Source organism: Arthrobacter pullicola, assembly GCF_014836875.1.
In the GTDB taxonomy this organism is placed as follows: domain Bacteria; phylum Actinomycetota; class Actinomycetes; order Actinomycetales; family Micrococcaceae; genus Arthrobacter_B; species Arthrobacter_B pullicola.
In genome coordinates, this window is sequence record NZ_JACSQC010000011.1 from 17,486 (window position 1) to 33,996 (window position 16,511).

Sequence of the window (16,511 nt, forward strand, 5' to 3'; positions counted from 1 at the left end):
TTACCAGCGGCCGATGAGGCGCAAGAAAGAATTTGGGGGAATTAGTGTGCGCGTACTGCTGCTGACGCACTCGTATTCACCAGAGCACAGTCCACCCCAGCGCCGATGGACCCAGCTGATCCGGACATTCCGTGAATTTGGCTGGAGCATCGACGTGGTCGCCCCCATCGCTCACGCCCCGGCCGGACGCCGGACGATGCCCCGCAATGTCGCCGGGCGCGTCTTTCGCTGCGATACCGGCCAGCACGGTGAGCGGATTCGCCGGGCCCCCTACTTGTGGCATCCGACCACCCGCCTTGGCCGGTTCGCAGACCAGTGTTTCTCCGCTGCAGGAAGCGTGGTCGCAGGACTTTTGGGCCATAAGCCCGACATCGTCATCGCGACCGTTCCATCGCTGCCGATCCTTGGGGCCGGGTACGTCGTCGCCAAGCTGCGGGGCGTTCCGTTTGTCGCCGATATGCGCGATGCGTGGCCGGATATCGCCCGGGATGCCCGGATTGTCCAAGGCAGCGCCAAGAGCATCGCCGAAAGAGTCATCGTTGCGATCCAGGAGCGGGCAGCCCTCGTAGTAACGGTGACCGATGGCTTCGCGCAGACGCTCCGGGAGCGGGGAATAGTCAACGTTGCGACGATCAGCAACGGAATAGAAACGGCTGCCCGCGAATTCCTTCCTCCCCCCAACGCCCACGCGGAGCGTCTGGAAGTGCTGTACCTGGGTAATCATGGTGAGAGCCAGCGCCTCGAAACCGTTATCCGGGCGGCTGCGCTGGCCGGTGACTCCGTGCATCTGACCATGGTGGGGCATGGGGTGCAGCGGCGACACCTGATTGCCCTGGCGAAGGCACTTGGAGCTCCGGTTGAGTTTCATCGGCCGGCCCAGGGAGCAGCGGAGGTCATGGCATATTATCGTCGCGCCGATACCTGCGTGGTGTCGCTGCGTGATGACTGGAAGTCCTTCGAGACAACAATTCCGTCCAAGACCTATGAGGTCCTGGCGGTCGGACGGCACGTCACAGGAATTGTGCTGGGCGAGGCGAAACAGATTATTGAAGAATCGCACGCCGGTGACGTCGTAGCCTCCAACCCGCAGGCCATAGCCCAACTTTGGAAAGAACTGGCTGCTGACCGCTCCCGTCTGCTGACCGGAACTTCGGGCCGGGACTGGGTCGAGAGCAATGCCAACGTGGACACTCTGGGGCGGGCATATGCGGAACTGCTCAAGACCGCGTCAGCGGGTCCTGACCGCCGATGAGACTGGTGAATTTTGTCCGGAACGCGGGTTTGGCCGGTGCAACAGTTTTCGAACACCTGGGTGATGACCCTGCCGTACTAGCACTTCAGGTTTCCCGGCGCCTGCCTGGTTCCATGGTCCGTCCTCTAGCTGCCGCAGCCTCGAAGGCGCCCGGAGAGCTCCTGCCCGTGATGGCAGCCGTTGTCGAGGGACGGAAGCCGGACGCAGAAAAGCGCCTGATGCGGGCCATGAACGGGCGTGTTTCCCCCCGATCAGCAGTCCGCTTGGCCGACGTCGCGACAGCGGCCGCCCTGCCTGAGATTGCGGAAAAACTGCTGGCTTCGGTCCCGCAGACTAGCCGCGGCTGGGCAGGCGCCCACGCACGTCTTTGCTGGTACCACGGCCAAATGTCAGAGGCCGTAGCAGTATTGGGCCGCGAAGGAGTTAGTGCTGCCGAGCGGCGGCAGCAGGCCAGGCTGGCCAGCGAGCTCAGCGTCTTTGATGGTTGGGCGCCGTCACTGCCCGTCGTCGACGGGTATGTTCCCCGGCCGCGGACCGTCCTGCACCTGCTGACAAATTCCCTGCCCTATACCGGCAGCGGATATGCCCAGCGTTCCCATTCCCTGCTTACGGCGCAGAGCGAGCAGGGGTGGGCCGTCCATGCTGTTACGCGGGTAGGGTATCCGGTTCAGATTGGGCGGCTTGACGCCGGCAAAACTGACCTGCTCGACGGCGTCACCTACCACCGGCAGCTGCCGCTCCGGCTTCCTCAGGGAATGGCAGCCAGGCTCCAACTCCAGGCGGAAGAGCTGCAGAGGCTGGCGCTCCTGGTGCGGCCGATGGTGCTCCATACCACCACGCATTTCGTCAACGGCCTGGTGGTCCGGGCAGTGGCTGAATCCTTGGGCATCCCCTGGATCTACGAGGTCCGCGGCCAGCTGGCCGACACCTGGGCCTCGACCCGCGGCGAGGACGCAAAGCAGAGCGAACGCTACCGCAAGTTTCTTGCCCGGGAAGCCGACGTTATGAAGACGGCAGGCGCGGTGGCGACCCTGGGCGAAGCCATGCGTGAGCGAATCGTTGATGCAGGCGTACCCCTTGAGGACACGTTTTTGTTGCCCAATGCAGTCGGCGGTGACTTCCTGGACGAACCGATCGCCCCGGCGGAAGCCCGAGCCCGGTTGGGGCTTCCGACAGACGGAACCTTCATCGGAACGGTCAGCAGCCTCGTCGACTACGAAGGCCTCGACGATTTGCTCCAGGCCTTTGCGCTCCTGGCTCCACAGCACCCTGAACTGCGCTGTCTCATCGTCGGAGACGGAATTGCAGGCCCTGGGCTGAAACGACTGGCTGCCGAACTGGGGCTGGGGGACCGGGCACTGTTCCCGGGGCGCGTCCCGAGGGAGCAGGCGCACTTGTACCACCAGGCACTCGACATCTTTGTCGTGCCGCGGAAGGACTACCCCGTGACCCGGATGGTCACGCCGTTGAAACCTGTTGAAGCGCTGGCCTCCGGACGCCCTGTGGTGTTCAGTGACCTCCCCGCTTTGCATGAGGTCGTCAGGGAAGGTGTTGATGGCCTCTCCGCACGCCCGGGGGATGCCGAAGATCTCGCAGATACCCTTGGGACGATGCTGCAGAACGAAAGTCGACGGGCGGCCATGGGCAGCGCAGGGCGGCAATACACTGTGGCGATGCGAACGTGGATGTCCCTCGCCGAGGCCACGGCAAAAACGTATATGGAAATGGAATCGGCTCTATGACTCAAGAATCGCCAGCGCTGATGAGTCCAACGGAAGTCGCGGTGAAGGTCGACTTACGTGGCTTGACACGGGTCGGCGCGAAACCGGGGCTCATAGACTACTTGATCTCCCTGTGGAACTATCGTCATTTCATGGTCTACGATGCCCGCGCGCGCGTGCAGAGCGGCAACAAACGCGATCGGCTAGGGAGCGCGTGGCTCTTGCTTGACCCGTTCCTGAACGGACTAAGTTATTTCGCGATTTTTGGGCTGCTGCTGGGCGCTAGCCGCGGTATTGAGAACTTCATCGGTTATCTCATCATCGGCGTTTTTCTTTTTCAAATGAGTTCCCGGGCAATCGTCGGAGGCGCCCGCGTCATTCCGTCGAACAGGAACGTCATCCAGGCCTTCAATTTCCCGCGGGCTACCCTCGCTGTCGCCGTGAACCTTCGGGAACTGATCGCCAATATTCCTGTCATCATCATGATGCTCGTGATGATCCTCGTGATCGCGCCGACAGAGGAGATCACCTGGCGTTGGTTGCTGTTATTCCCCGCGATTCTACTGCAGGTGGTGTTCAACCTGGGCGCTGGGCTTCTGCTGGCGCCCCTGATCGCCAAGGTGAACGACTTTGTGCATGTGGTGTCATTCGCGATGAGGTTCTGGATGTTCGCTTCATGTGTCATGTTTTCGATTGATCGCTACAGCAGCGTTCCAATCATCAAGTTCATCGTCGAAATCAACCCGATGTACCTGATCCTGGACATAGTCCGGAGCAGTGTTCTTTACGCACAGACGCCAAGCTGGCAGAGCTGGGCGGGTTTGGCTGCCTGGGCGCTGGGCACGTGCGCCCTCGGAATTATTGTTTTCTGGAAGGGGGAGGAAACCTATGGCCGAGAGGACTGATACCCAGCACCTTCGTTCAATGCCTGCCGTGGTGATCGATAAGGCCGCCATGACATACAGAATCTCTTCGGACGAGAAAAGTGCCGTCTCAGGAAATGTCCTGAAGCGGGTCATGCGAAAGCTCTCCGGAAACGAATCCATGGTCGACGTGCACGCCCTTCGAGAACTTTCCCTTGTTGCTTACCACGGCGAAGCGATCGGAGTCATAGGGCTCAACGGTTCCGGGAAAAGCACTCTTATGAACCTGATCTGCGGCAAAATCCAGCCAACGTCCGGGGCCGTATACGCGTCCTCGACGCCCACCATGCTGGGAGTTTCAGCGGCACTTGTCCCAGACCTTTCAGGGGCCCACAACGTGGTATTGGGGTGCCTGGCCATGGGCCTGAGCAGGGCGGAGATCGCGGATAGACATGATGCCATCATGGAGCTGGCCGGCCTCGGGAGCTCCATCAATCTGCCCATGAGGTCTTACTCCGCAGGCATGTCCTCTCGCCTGAGGTTCGCCATTGCCGCCGCAATCGATCCCGAGATCCTGATCATTGACGAAGCGCTCAATACTGGTGACGACGAGTTTCGAGGGCGGACCAAAGAAAGAATGGATCAGCTGAGGCAGCAGGCTGGCTGTGTTTTCCTTGTGAGTCACAGTCTGAAGACGATCCAGGATCTATGCACCCGGGTCATTTGGATCGACAAAGGGGACCTCTTGTTCGACGGCGAAACCGAAACGGCACTTGCCTGGTACCGGAAATATACAAAGGAACTTACACAGGGCGACCGTTTCGCCGCTGCGAAAATCCGTAGGCGTATGCAGAACATGCTTGAAACAGTCGCAATCGAACCGGTTCAAGCCGGCCGCCGGAAGTCGCTGAACGAATGAGCGCCTCGATAGCCGAGCTTCGCCGGTCCCTCTGGCATCTGCGTAAAACTGGATGGAGGGGTTTGCAGACGAAGCTGCGCCGGGACCGCGCGGAGCAGGGAATCTATCTCGGATCAGCAGACGGTGCCCTAGCATTCCGAACTGACCGTCGCCGTCACCTGTCCTTCAATCCCATGGTCGTCGGCGCACCTGAGCCGCGCAGTGAAATTACCGCCGCGGTTATTCTGGACGATTTTTCGCTGATGGCCTTCGGCTACGAATGGAATCAGACAGTGCTGTCCAGGAGCGGCTGGGCCGAGCAGATCGATGCTAATCGGCCGGATCTCCTGTTCGTGGAGTCGGCCTGGTCCGGCAACAAGGGCGAATGGAAGCATCAGCTGACTGGCTCCAACGGACCTTCCGCTGACCTCCGTGCCCTGGTAAATGCCTGCCAGCAGATGGGCATCCCAACCGTGTTTTGGAATAAGGAGGATCCTCCGCACTACGAGGATTTCCTGGAGACAGCTAGACTCTTCGATCATGTTTTCACGAGTGACTCCAACCGCCTCGCGTCGTACCAGAAAGACCTGGGCCACGACCGGGTTGCAGTCCTCCAGTTCGCTGCACAGCCGGTCATCCATAATCCGGTTCGCCCGCGTTATGGCTGGCACCACCGTGATGTCGCTTTCGCCGGCATGTTCTTTGCGCATAAATATCCAGAACGCCGGGAGCAGATGGAAATTCTTCTTGGCGCCGCGGAAGACGTCAGTGAAAAGATGCCGATCGGACTGGAGATCTTCGCCCGGCACGCCAATACCGATCCGAACTACAGATTCCCTGCTCCGTTTGATGCACGGGTTGTGGGGAGCTTGACCTACGACCGGATGCTGACGGCCTACAAGGCTTACAAAGCCTTCCTTAACGTCAACTCGGTAGTGGACTCACCAAGTATGTGTGCACGGCGCATTTTCGAGATCACGGCGGCCGGGACCACTGTGGTAAGTACCCCCAGCGCGGCATTGACGGAGCTGTGGAACAAAGATGAACAATTTGTTGTCAGGGACAGGACGGAAGCAGCCCAGACGCTGATGGCGTTGACCCGCAACCCGGAACTTTCGGCAAGGCAGTTGCACGTGGCACAGCGCCGAATCTGGGCCGAGCATACTTATGCCCACCGCACCGAGACCATTCTCCGTTCGGCAGCGCCTGCCAAGGCGCCCAGCGCTGCGGCTCTTCCGTCGGTGTCACTTTTGGTTTCTTCCAACCGGCCGCACCAGTTGGAACAGGTTTTCCGCACGGCGGGAAAATTCGTTGGGCCGGATGTCGAACTTGTCTTACTGACGCATGGATTCCAGGCCTCCAATGCGGTGATCAAGAACTGGCAGGAATCCTATGGTGTTTCCAACCTGGTCCTGCTCCACCAGCCAGCGGAGGTCCCACTGGGCGAATGCTTGAATCAGTGCGTGGCCGCGTCGAGCGGCGATGTCCTGTCGAAAATGGATGACGATGATTTTTATGGCCATCACTATTTGTTGGATATGGTAAATGCGCTCGGTTATTCACGGGCGGAGGTTGTAGGCAAGCAGGCCCACTACATGTATCTTGCCGAGCGGAATACGACCTTGCTCCGTTTCGCGGAGCGCGAGCATCGGTTTACGAATTTGGTGATGGGGCCGACCATTACCGCACGGAGGGACGTTTTTCTCGGCACGCCCTTCCAAGCGCTTCAGCGGGGTGAGGACAGTAGGTTCCTCAACGACGTCACGGCACGCGGAGGAAGCGTCTACTCGACCGACAAATACAACTACTTCCAGTTCCGTGGAAGCGTAAACCACGCCTGGCAGGTTTCCGATGCTGAACTTCTGACATCGGGTGATATTCAGTTCTTTGGCGCGCCCGAAGAGCACGTAATAATTTAGGGGAAATTATGAAAACATTTAACAACGTAGCAGTCATCGGACTGGGGTACATTGGGCTGCCCACTGCGGCAGTTCTGGCCGCGAACGGTCTCAACGTGATCGGTGTCGATGTCAACGAGTCGTCAGTTGAAGCAATCAACAGGGGAGAGGTCCCGTTCGTCGAGCCAGATCTCGGCGAAGCGGTGTCCAAGGCCGTCACGGCCGGAGCCCTCAAGGCCACTACGGACACACCAACGGCAGAGGCGTACATCGTTGCTGTTCCAACGCCGTTCAACTCGGACAGAAGCGCGGACCTCTCCTACATAGAGGCCGCAGCCCGCAACATTGCTCCTCAGCTTTCTGGCGGAGAGCTGATCATTTTGGAATCCACCTCCCCTCCCGGAGCGACCCAGCACCTTGGCGAGTACCTCATCAGCCTCCGGCCGGAATTATCCCTGGACCCGGAAGCTGGCAAGCCCCTTCTCCACGTCGCCCATTGCCCTGAGCGGGTGCTGCCGGGCCGGGTAATGATTGAGATGGTTGCGAACGACAGGATCGTAGGCGGGCTCACTTCAACAGCAGCCGAAATGGCCCGCGACCTATACAGCGTCTTCTGCCACGGATCGATGCACGTTACGGATGCGAAGACGGCTGAGATGGCGAAGCTGGTCGAAAATTCCTACCGGGACGTCAACATCGCCTTTGCAAATGAACTTTCGATTGTCAGTTCCAAGCTGGACATCGATGTCTGGGAACTGATCGAACTCGCCAACCACCACCCGCGCGTGAATATCCTGCAGCCGGGTCCTGGAGTTGGCGGACACTGCATTGCAGTCGATCCATGGTTCATTGTGGCTGCAGCTCCGGAAGAGACGCACCTGATCCGCCAGGCCCGTGAAACCAATGATGCCAAGCCGCTGTGGGTGGTCGACCAAGTTAAGAAGCTTGCTGGCACGAAGGACGGCGTTAAAATCGCCGCATTAGGACTTGCGTTTAAGGCCAATATCGATGATTTGAGAGAGTCCCCAGCCGTGGGGATTGTGGCTGAAATCAGCCTGAATATGCCGGGCGCTAGGATCTCCGTCGCTGAACCGCACGTCGACACACTTCCAAGGGGGCTGCTTGGCCTGCCCAATGTTGAACTCCAGACAACCGAGAATGCGATTACAGATGCAGACATCGTCTTGCTGCTTGTCGATCACGATGCCTTCAAAGCCCTGGACCGGAGCAAATTGGCCGGAAAAGACCTTATAGACACCAGAGGCATCTGGCGCTAGACATTCCGCTGCTCCGCCCTAACGAGGACTCCCGGTTATATGACGTATGAAGATGAACAGCAGCCGTTTTCCGCAGCGGACATCGTGTGGAGGGATAAGTTCGCCGCAAATCCCGACTCGCTGATAGAAGCCCATAAGCGATTGTTGGAGGTCACGGATGACGACCGCAACGAACTTCGTTCCCTGCACCAAAAGGTCAAGAAGCTGCAGGCAGAATCATCGCTCTTGAGCGCCGAGCTTCAGATCGCCAAAGGAGACGTCAAACGGCATCGGGCTGCCTTGGCAGGGCTTAGGAAATCACCCAGTTTGCGGGTGGGGCGGGCCATGCTGCTTCCCGCGCGAGCTCTCAGAGGTGCGGCACGCACAATACGCAGTGGTGAAACGACCCTCGCATCGGAGGAAAAGGACCTGATCGCAGTGGGCGAGTCTTCTCCCGTTTTCGGATCCGATCATCGCGCCCAGCAGCGTCTGATGCTGCAGCAGTACCTGCTCCAGGCCGAAAACGACCCAACTAGCGGTAACCTGATGAGGGCGATTTCGTATGCGTTCTTTACTCTAGGGGATATTAGAGAGCCAACCGATCTGATTCATCGCTACGAATCCACTCTCGAAGCAGTCGGCGCCCGTGAAAAACGCACGTTAGAAGCCGTGATTGGTCTTGAAAGAGTGGAGGAGATATTCACCCAGATTCCGAAACGACAACCAAATGCGGGTTATCTCGCTGAACGTGGTCGCATTATGTATTGCGCTCACAGCACAGCCCACTTCAATAGCAATGGTTATTCCACTCGAACCGGTGAACTTGTCCAGAGTATGATGGGTCAAGGCCTAGATATCGTTGTTGCAGCGCGCCCCGGATACCCATGGGACGTGAAAGTAGACCGGCCGAAGCCAGCTCAGCAGCGGTTTTCCAAAAAAATACGCGGCGTGGAGCATGTATTCAATCCCGGTCCAAGTTGGACAGCCCAGCGTATGGACCAGTACTGGTTCGAAGCAACGGACATATATGTGCGCGAAGCCCAGCGCATCAGGGCGTCAGCTATCCACGCGGCTTCAAACCATATGGTCGGCATGCCCGCGCTGATTGCAGCTCGTCGTTTGGGTATACCCTTCTCTTACGAAGTTCGAGGCCTGTGGGAAGTTACAGAAGCCTCTGCCAAGCCTGCTTGGGAAGAATCGGAACGCTATCAGCTGGCCAAACGCCTTGAAACGTTTGTGGCCGCAAATGCAGATATAGTGTTCGCCATCACTGATCAGGTCCGAGATGAACTGGTTCAAAGAGGTGTTGAGCCCGAGCGCATCCGTCTCCTGCCCAATGGCGTTGACACAGATCGTTTCACGCCGATGCCTCCCTCGAAAAGGCTGCGTGCACAGCTCAACCTGCCGACCGGCATCCCCGTCGTCGGCTATGCCGGAAGCCTCGTCCATTATGAGGGGCTCTCCGATCTCCTGGTGTCGCTGGCGATCCTGAAACAGGAAGGTACCGCGTTTCGTGCAGTGATTGTGGGCGACGGACCAGAGCTCGGTGCACTGCAGGCCCAGACGACGCAATTGGGTTTGGATGACTGGGTCAACTTTGTTGGACGCGTTGAGGCGGATACCGTGCCGGAATACGTGAGCATCTTTGACATCATGCCCTGCCCACGGGTCAGTCTGCCTGTTACGGAGCTTGTTTCCCCGCTCAAGCCTTTGGAAGCCATGGCCGCAGGAAAGGCAATGGTTCTATCTGATTTGGCACCTCTCCGCACGTTCGCCGGGAAGAACCAGGACCGGGCCATACTGGCTCGGCCGTCCTCTCCAGAGGATCTGGCAAGGGCGATACGTACCCTTCTGGAGAACGAGGAGCTCCGGAACCAAACTGGCCAGCGCGCCCGGCTCTGGACTGTTCGAGAACGGCAATGGGACGCAATCGGACGAGAAGTCGCTCGAGTCATCAGGGACACCTTGGACTCAGCGGTGTCAAAAGCTGGTAACGGTCGAGACCTTCGGGGTATCCGGGTCGGCATTATTGCCGACACTTTCACAACTGAAGGCATGCGCCCTGAGGTTGATCTCTGCGAGTTGTTGCCTGGAACGTGGAGGACGGAGGTCGCTGAGAAACCCCTAGACGTTCTGATTGTCGAGTCCGCTTGGGAAGGCAAAGCTGGACGCTGGCATCAGAAAGTGGGCTACTACGACGACGAGCGGTTCAGTGATTTGCGCGAACTTGTTCAGTTTTGTAACGAAAACTCGATTCCTACGATCTTCTGGAACAAGGAAGATCCGGTCCACTTTAACCGTTTTCGGCGAACCGCCCAGTTGTTTGACCACATATTCACCACAGACGCTGAGTGCATTTCACGTTACGCAGTTTCCCTCGGTGCTCGGACCCGTACGGTTGCCAGTCTCCCTTTCTATGCGCAGCCGGCTCTCCACAACCCACTTCCAACGGAATATCCTTACTCACATACTGTGGCTTACGCGGGTTCTTATTATGGGGCTAGGTATCCGGAAAGGTCCGCGGAGCTAAACGATTTGCTGGAGGCTGCCAGGCCCTGCGGTCTGACAATCTACGATCGTCAGCACCTCAATCCCGAAAGCCCTTACTCGTTCCCACCGGGAGTCCAACAATTTGTTCAGGGTGGGTTGCCGTATCTGGAGATGGTGAAGGCGTACAAGGCCCACCCCGTGCATATCAACGTTAACTCTGTCGCTAAATCGCCGACGATGTTCTCGCGTAGGGTTGTTGAGCTTGCAGCCTCCGGAACAGCCGTACTGAGTGGGCGGGGGGAGGGGATCGACCAAGTCCTGGCCGGCTTGGTCCCAACTGTGTCTAATCGGGAAGAAGCAGAGGTCCTTCTGACCCGCTGGATGGATGACGAGCAAACACGCCTACGTGATGCCTGGTTGGCATACCGGGTGATTCATCGAGGACATAAGGCAGCGCACAGGCTGACCATGATGCTTAGAACTGCAGGACTGGTAGTCGCGGCGCCCGAAGTTGCCGCCTACGCGGTCAGAGTCCCTCAGATAACGAAGGAAATCCTCCAGTGGCTGGAAACTCAGACTGTCAGGCCGGCTTTGGTCATCGTAGACTCGCTACCAGATAGTATTGAGTCTCCGCTGAACATTATTGTAAACGGGAGAATCACCGCTTCACAGCTGACAGAGCAGAGTATCGGGTGGATAGCGACGCTAGAAGTTGCAGGAACGGAACGGACCGCCTTTGAGGACCTTTTGTCTGCAACGACGTTCGGTGATTGGTCCCATATCGGCCAATCTGTAGAAGACAGTGCCAATCCAGGAAAGGGGCTGGTCAGTTACGGACCAGCTCCAGACGACGGCCCGCAACTAATCTCCGTCGACAGACCTCAGGGAACCGGAGCGAAGCAGATTATTTTCCGCAAGGCTCCCATCTTGACGGAACCGACTGAAGACTCGATCCGGAATGCTTTGCCCCTTCGTAAGCCTCAAAGAGTACTTATAGCAGGTCATGATCTGAAGTTCGCGGGAGAAATCATCAAATCTCTCGAAGCAGACGGGCACGTCGTAGATATCGATCGGTGGGCGGGCCATAACCAACACGATGAAGCGGTAAGCAGATCGCTTCTGGCCAAATCTGATGTGGTTTTTTGTGAGTGGACGCTTGGAAATGCTGCCTGGTATTCCAAGAATCTCCTTCCTCATCAACGCCTCGTGACACGCTTTCATTCACAAGAGTTATTTACCCCGTATCCGGAGACGCTCAACATGTCTCGGATCTCCAGCGTCATCTTTGTTGGCCGTCATATCATGAATATCGCCGTCAGAGACCAAGGAATAGCTCCCGATCGAGCGATAGTAATTCCCAACCCGGTTGACCTTGGGGCCCTGGAACTGAAAAAAATGGACAACGCACGATTCACCCTTGGTATGGTTGGAGTCGTTCCTGCACAAAAGCATTTGGATCGTGCACTTGACCTATTGGCCCGTCTGCGTTCCGAGGAAAGCCGCTATCAGCTACGTATCAAGGGCAAACGACCAGAAGACTATCCTTGGATGGCTAATCGGCCCGAGGAAATGGCCTACTACCAAGAGCAGTACAGGCGAATCGCCGAGGATCCGCTCCTTCAAGGGGCCGTACACTTCGATGGGCATGGGGATGACATGCCGGAATGGTATCAGCGCGTGGGAGTCGTCCTGTCGTTGAGCGATTTCGAGTCTTTCCACCTGACGCTGGCGGACGGCGCGGCAAGCGGTGCGCTTGTGGCCAGCCTTGCTTGGCCGGGCGCTGACCAGATTTATCCAGAACCCTGGCTTTCACCGTCTACTGACGATCTGACTGCATATATCCGCCGGCACACAGCATCCATAGAAAGCTGGCGGAAGGAAGGTGCGACAGCAAAGTCTTGGGCAAAGGAACGCTTCGACAAAGATATGGTCGTTCCACGTATCGTAGATGCCATACTCGGAGACCCTGAAAGTTGAACCTGGTAGACACCATGATGCATTTCCTCCCGCCGCTGCGGGCGCGCAGAGCGAAGAGAATCTTGATGCGTCCCTTTGGTAAAGAGAAACGCGGTCGTAGTGGATGGGTTTCCGATCGGATCGCAGGTGAAACTGTGGTCCGATCCTTGCCATCCCCTACAGGTGTTGACATCACATGGACAGTACCAAGGGGTTATGGCTTAGAAGTCCACGGCCATATGATCGTGCTGCTGGGACCGGGACCTCGACGCATCGGGGAGGCGGTGGTCAACGCCTCCGGGCCTGTTCATCTTCATCCCTTAGAGATCGGTCGCAGCGGAGCAGCGTCGATAGTTAGACGAGCCAATTTGGTCGGTTCATGCAATGTCGCCGTCGCTGTTCACTTTCGATTCGGCAACACGAACGTTGTGGATAATGGGATCGCAGATCCCGCTAAGAAGTGGCAGATTTGGCAGGGAAAGCGGAGCATAACCTATTTGCTGGAAGAACCACCGAGTCCGGACGGTGAAGACAGGCTCTGTGTCGGGTTCTCGGCAATCAGCTCGCCATACGATTTTTCATACAATTACCGAGCATCACTATCGAGCGTCAATGCGTACAGACTGTTTATTCTCGATAATTTTGGAAATCGGGGATCATACTACTACGCCGATCATCGGAACACAGATATCTTCGATTCGGTTCAGGAGTTTCTTAGTGATCTGTGTTCGCAGCTAGGAATTGACCCAAGTAATGTCAGTTTTATTGGTTCGTCGAAGGGTGGGACTGCGGCGCTTGCTCATGGGATCAGATTCGGTGTTGGGAATATCATTGTCGGTGCACCGCAGAGTTTGCCGGGAACGTATCTGGGAGGTGCTGCTCCCGAGATTCTACAGTTCATCGCCGGTGACAATTCAGAGGCCTCGGTTGAATGGCTTGACGGCCTGCTTTTCGACGTTCTGGAACGAGTCGGGGGAAGTCCACGGATCCGGATTCTAGTCGGGGCCAATGATGCTCATCTCCGGGTCCATGTTCGGCCATTGCTGCACATGGCACAGCGGGCGGGATTGGACGCGTCGGTACTGATTGTCAACGGACTGACACATCAAGATGTTGGTAAGGCTTTTGCACCCTATGTCACCGCAGCGCTGCGAGATCCGGGTGCCATCGATGTGCTGCTCCCTTATCGTTTTGCACGAAGAAGTGACGCAAACGAAGTTCAGCTTAAGCTCTGGCTCCCTCCTGGGGAAGCGGTCGATGTGATCATCGAGACCAGTTCTCGCGTATTATTCTCAGCGGATTGTTCCAGCCAAACATATTTCAAGGTTCCGGTCCCCGACGCTGAAATGGTCAGGGCAGTTGTTTCCCGCCGGATAGCTGGGAAAGCAACTGCGGGCGGATCCTTCGTAACTGACTGGCTGCAACCGGATTTTTAGTGATATTTATACCGAAGCAAACCACGTTTGTTTACGAACATGCAAAGCAGATAGGTGCTTCCTGGAGGTCTATATGGTGACAAGTCGTATACCCATCCCGATGCATATCCATAGGAGGGGGTAGGCGTCCATGCTGGCCAGTTGCCCGGACATGTCATGGTTTACGATCGCAGAAACGCTATATGACGTTCACGCGGACAGCTGGCTCGAGACGAAGGGCGGATGCAGACCGCCGTGTCAGTCCAGGGATTATTAACTTCTGTTAGACTTCTAAACCGACGTAGGCTACTCGGATGCCCGGCAGGCAGAGCACGCATCTGCCTGCGCTGTAACTTTGTGACGCACAGCGCCGGCCGGGATCGGCCGGAGAAGGCTAATCCACCGGCTGAAAGATGTTGGCAGTTGCGGACCGTTGTTGCCTACGGACGTCTGCAAGGTCCTTGTACAGCCGGTAGGCCTGCTCGTTGAGGGCGGACGTTCTATCCCATGTCTTACTTGAAGGTGCGGATGGAGCGGTCCGGGCAAACTGTCTCCAATCCTCGAATGCAGCCTCGTCAAACCCGAAACGGGAACGTGCAGACGCAGTCAGAACAACGGAGTGCTCGTCTTCTCTGATTGCTTTCCTTCGCGCTCCGAAACTAGTGTCGGATTGCTTATGGCGAGAGTAGATGAAGGATCGGCCGGATTCCGACTGAACCTCTTTTGTGGGGATTCCACGCTTATCCGCCCACGCGCCGACCATATGGTGGCCAACTCGGGCATACTCCGCGATGAGGTTCGCATTCCCGATGAAAGTCGTGTTCAGTGAGAGCATTGGAGCGTGGATTGGCCGCATGATTCGGGTAGCCAAGTCTGCTTCGAATCCCAATGGCTGCGATACGATGCACGGTTCATGTTCGTACTGTAGCGCTCCAAAGAAATCGTCCGAGACCGCGTCATCGTCATCTAACCGGGTAACACCGACCAGACCATCTCTTCCGACCTCCCACTCCAGCGCATCGGGCAGCTCGCATACGAACCTAAGTGGCCGAATTATTATCTGCCCGTCTCCATGATTTCCCGCGATGGCGTCCAACGCCCGGCGTGATCGGGACGGGATGTCAACATCGGTGAAGATCACCCAATGCACACCTTCGCGCACGTGACGCAAGATGGAAGGCAGAGTGACTGCACGAAATAACCGAGTGCGAAAATCCCACCATGCTTCGTCGGCAATTCCAATTCCGAAGCGCGTGTATACCCACTGAGAAACCATGTAGAAAGCCTACCAGTGGGGGAGCCATGCTCTCATGCCCATCGGCAACTCAGCTTGACCATTGCCCCAGATCATTGGAATGACAGGACTATGGGGCTTGAAATGTTCGCTCCAAGGTTAGGGTGCGGATTGCTGCCAGGGAATGGCGTAGAATGCCTTGCCTGGATAAATATTCGGGATGCCAATGTGAATTCACTAAGTGGTGCGCACAGAAGAGCACCGCAAAACCTGATCATCGGGGACTCCGCTTCCTTGATATTTGAAAGGATTGGGGCGCCAGGTGCAGGTCTTTTCGTGACCTGGGTCGAGCGAATTGCCATTTGATATGTCACGAGCACCGGTCAGGCGGCTAAGGCCTCTGGAGTTTGAAATATTCAACAAGGCGTCTCTTGACCCGCCTCATAACTAGCCTCAAACGACAAATGTTCGGCGCAGCCCCGTGGGTGGCTGATGTCGACGTGGAGATCTCGGGCCGGCGGAAGCCAACCGCTGAGAGCTTGCACCAGTCCCCGCGGCTGCGCACCGCGGTCACTATCACGTTGTTAATCTCTTCCTTTTCAGGGGCTGTGTGCCCTGGGCCCCAGTCCCCGAAAAGGACTTGTGCGTGACACGTTTCCGGCAGAGACTCGATGAACGGCTGATAGTGCGGGCCGACATGTGTCTCGTCATTGACGTTCTGCATGTACGCAATACTGTTCGTGGCACCCACATAGTGGTCGCGGAGATTAGAAACGATCCTATTGTTTAGTAGATGGTCAAGGCTTTCATTACCATCTATTCCAAACGCGAAGTGACCATACTCCTCAATGGCTTTCCAATTGTACGCGGCCAAGTTGGTCTGCGGGTTGATGGCGATTGCGAGGGAACCAGGGAAGAAGCGGGAGTAGTAGAGAGCGGCGAACCCACCCCCGGAAGCCCCGAAGAATATGACTCGTTTACTGCCGTGGGCCTCGACAACCTTCTGAAGAACACTCACGAGGGTTGACTGCAGTTCTGGTTGCCTCTTGTTCCCCGCGAACCATGACAGCAGGAGGCGGTCATCCAAATAGAGACTCGGGTCTTGGATCCACAGTCGGTTTGCCGGGGCATCTTTCGTAACTGTTTGCCCAGCGAAATAGGGGAGTGTCTCAACCTTCGGTGTCAGAGCAGCGTGGAACACAACAATTGTTGTTTCAGCTCCGCTAGCCCTGTTTAGTAAGTCGATTGGCAGTCCTTGATGGTCGAACGTCAGGTATCCGTTGGGCAAGCTATCCGCGGAACAGAAATCACTTATATTCCTGTACTTGGTCGTCGGATATTTGGTTTCATCAAGCAGCCGAGTTCTCACTGCGCCCTTTCAGGAATTCGATCAAGGAAGTTCGATGGGATGACTTGTTCTAGAAGACTCTGACGCTAGCGCCACCCAAGTGTGCCCCGTTACCTTTTTCGTAGCCCGTTCCTGATGCAGGATATGGGTGTGTTGGCCGGTCGGTTCCGGCATGGTTTT

General features: G+C 57.0%; 10 protein-coding genes. 8 read left to right on the top strand and 2 right to left on the bottom strand.

Features of this window, described 5'->3' with window-relative positions; translation table 11 throughout:
• Positions 1-13 precede the first annotated feature (13 nt).
• The 8 genes from H9638_RS16605 (at position 14) to H9638_RS16640 (ending at position 13,770) form a co-directional block, all read left to right on the top strand.
• Entirely contained in the window at positions 14-1,252 is a 1,239-nt protein-coding gene (locus H9638_RS16605; protein ID WP_191749329.1) for a glycosyltransferase family 4 protein, read from the top strand.
• A 386-nt stretch (positions 1,253-1,638) separates the two neighbouring features.
• A complete protein-coding gene (locus tag H9638_RS16610) occupies positions 1,639-2,994 on the top strand; it encodes a glycosyltransferase family 4 protein (RefSeq protein WP_225217565.1) in 1,356 nt (451 codons plus the stop codon).
• A complete protein-coding gene (locus tag H9638_RS16615; protein WP_225217566.1) occupies positions 2,991-3,878 on the top strand; it encodes an ABC transporter permease in 888 nt (295 codons plus the stop codon). Before H9638_RS16610 ends, H9638_RS16615 begins: the two co-directional genes overlap by 4 nt.
• The gene (locus H9638_RS16620) at positions 3,862-4,755 is read left to right on the top strand and encodes an ABC transporter ATP-binding protein (RefSeq protein WP_225217567.1); all 894 of its coding nucleotides are present in this window, start codon (positions 3,862-3,864) and stop codon (positions 4,753-4,755) included. The genes H9638_RS16615 and H9638_RS16620 overlap by 17 nt, the downstream gene beginning before the upstream one ends.
• A 62-nt stretch (positions 4,756-4,817) precedes the next feature.
• Positions 4,818-6,653 carry a glycosyltransferase family protein gene (locus tag H9638_RS16625; RefSeq protein ID WP_318241922.1) on the top strand — a complete coding sequence of 612 codons (1,836 nt, stop codon included), beginning with the start codon at positions 4,818-4,820 and terminating at the stop codon, positions 6,651-6,653.
• A gap of 8 nt (positions 6,654-6,661) precedes the next feature.
• Positions 6,662-7,909, top strand: coding sequence for a UDP-N-acetyl-D-mannosamine dehydrogenase (gene wecC / locus H9638_RS16630; RefSeq protein ID WP_191749333.1), 1,248 nt, complete (start codon positions 6,662-6,664; stop codon positions 7,907-7,909).
• A gap of 39 nt (positions 7,910-7,948) precedes the next feature.
• Entirely contained in the window at positions 7,949-12,355 is a 4,407-nt protein-coding gene (locus H9638_RS16635) for a glycosyltransferase (RefSeq protein WP_191749335.1), read from the top strand.
• Between the two features lie 218 nt (positions 12,356-12,573).
• Entirely contained in the window at positions 12,574-13,770 is a 1,197-nt protein-coding gene (locus H9638_RS16640; protein ID WP_191749337.1) for a hypothetical protein, read from the top strand.
• 373 nt (positions 13,771-14,143) lie between these two features.
• On the opposite strand, the gene H9638_RS17180 is transcribed toward H9638_RS16640, so the two are convergent.
• Positions 14,144-15,025 (bottom strand): glycosyltransferase, encoded by an 882-nt coding sequence (locus H9638_RS17180; protein ID WP_191749339.1) that lies wholly within the window; start codon positions 15,023-15,025, stop codon positions 14,144-14,146.
• Between the two features lie 349 nt (positions 15,026-15,374).
• Positions 15,375-16,352 (bottom strand): hypothetical protein, encoded by a 978-nt coding sequence (locus tag H9638_RS16650; protein ID WP_191749342.1) that lies wholly within the window; start codon positions 16,350-16,352, stop codon positions 15,375-15,377.
• Between the last annotated feature and the right edge of the window lie 159 nt (positions 16,353-16,511).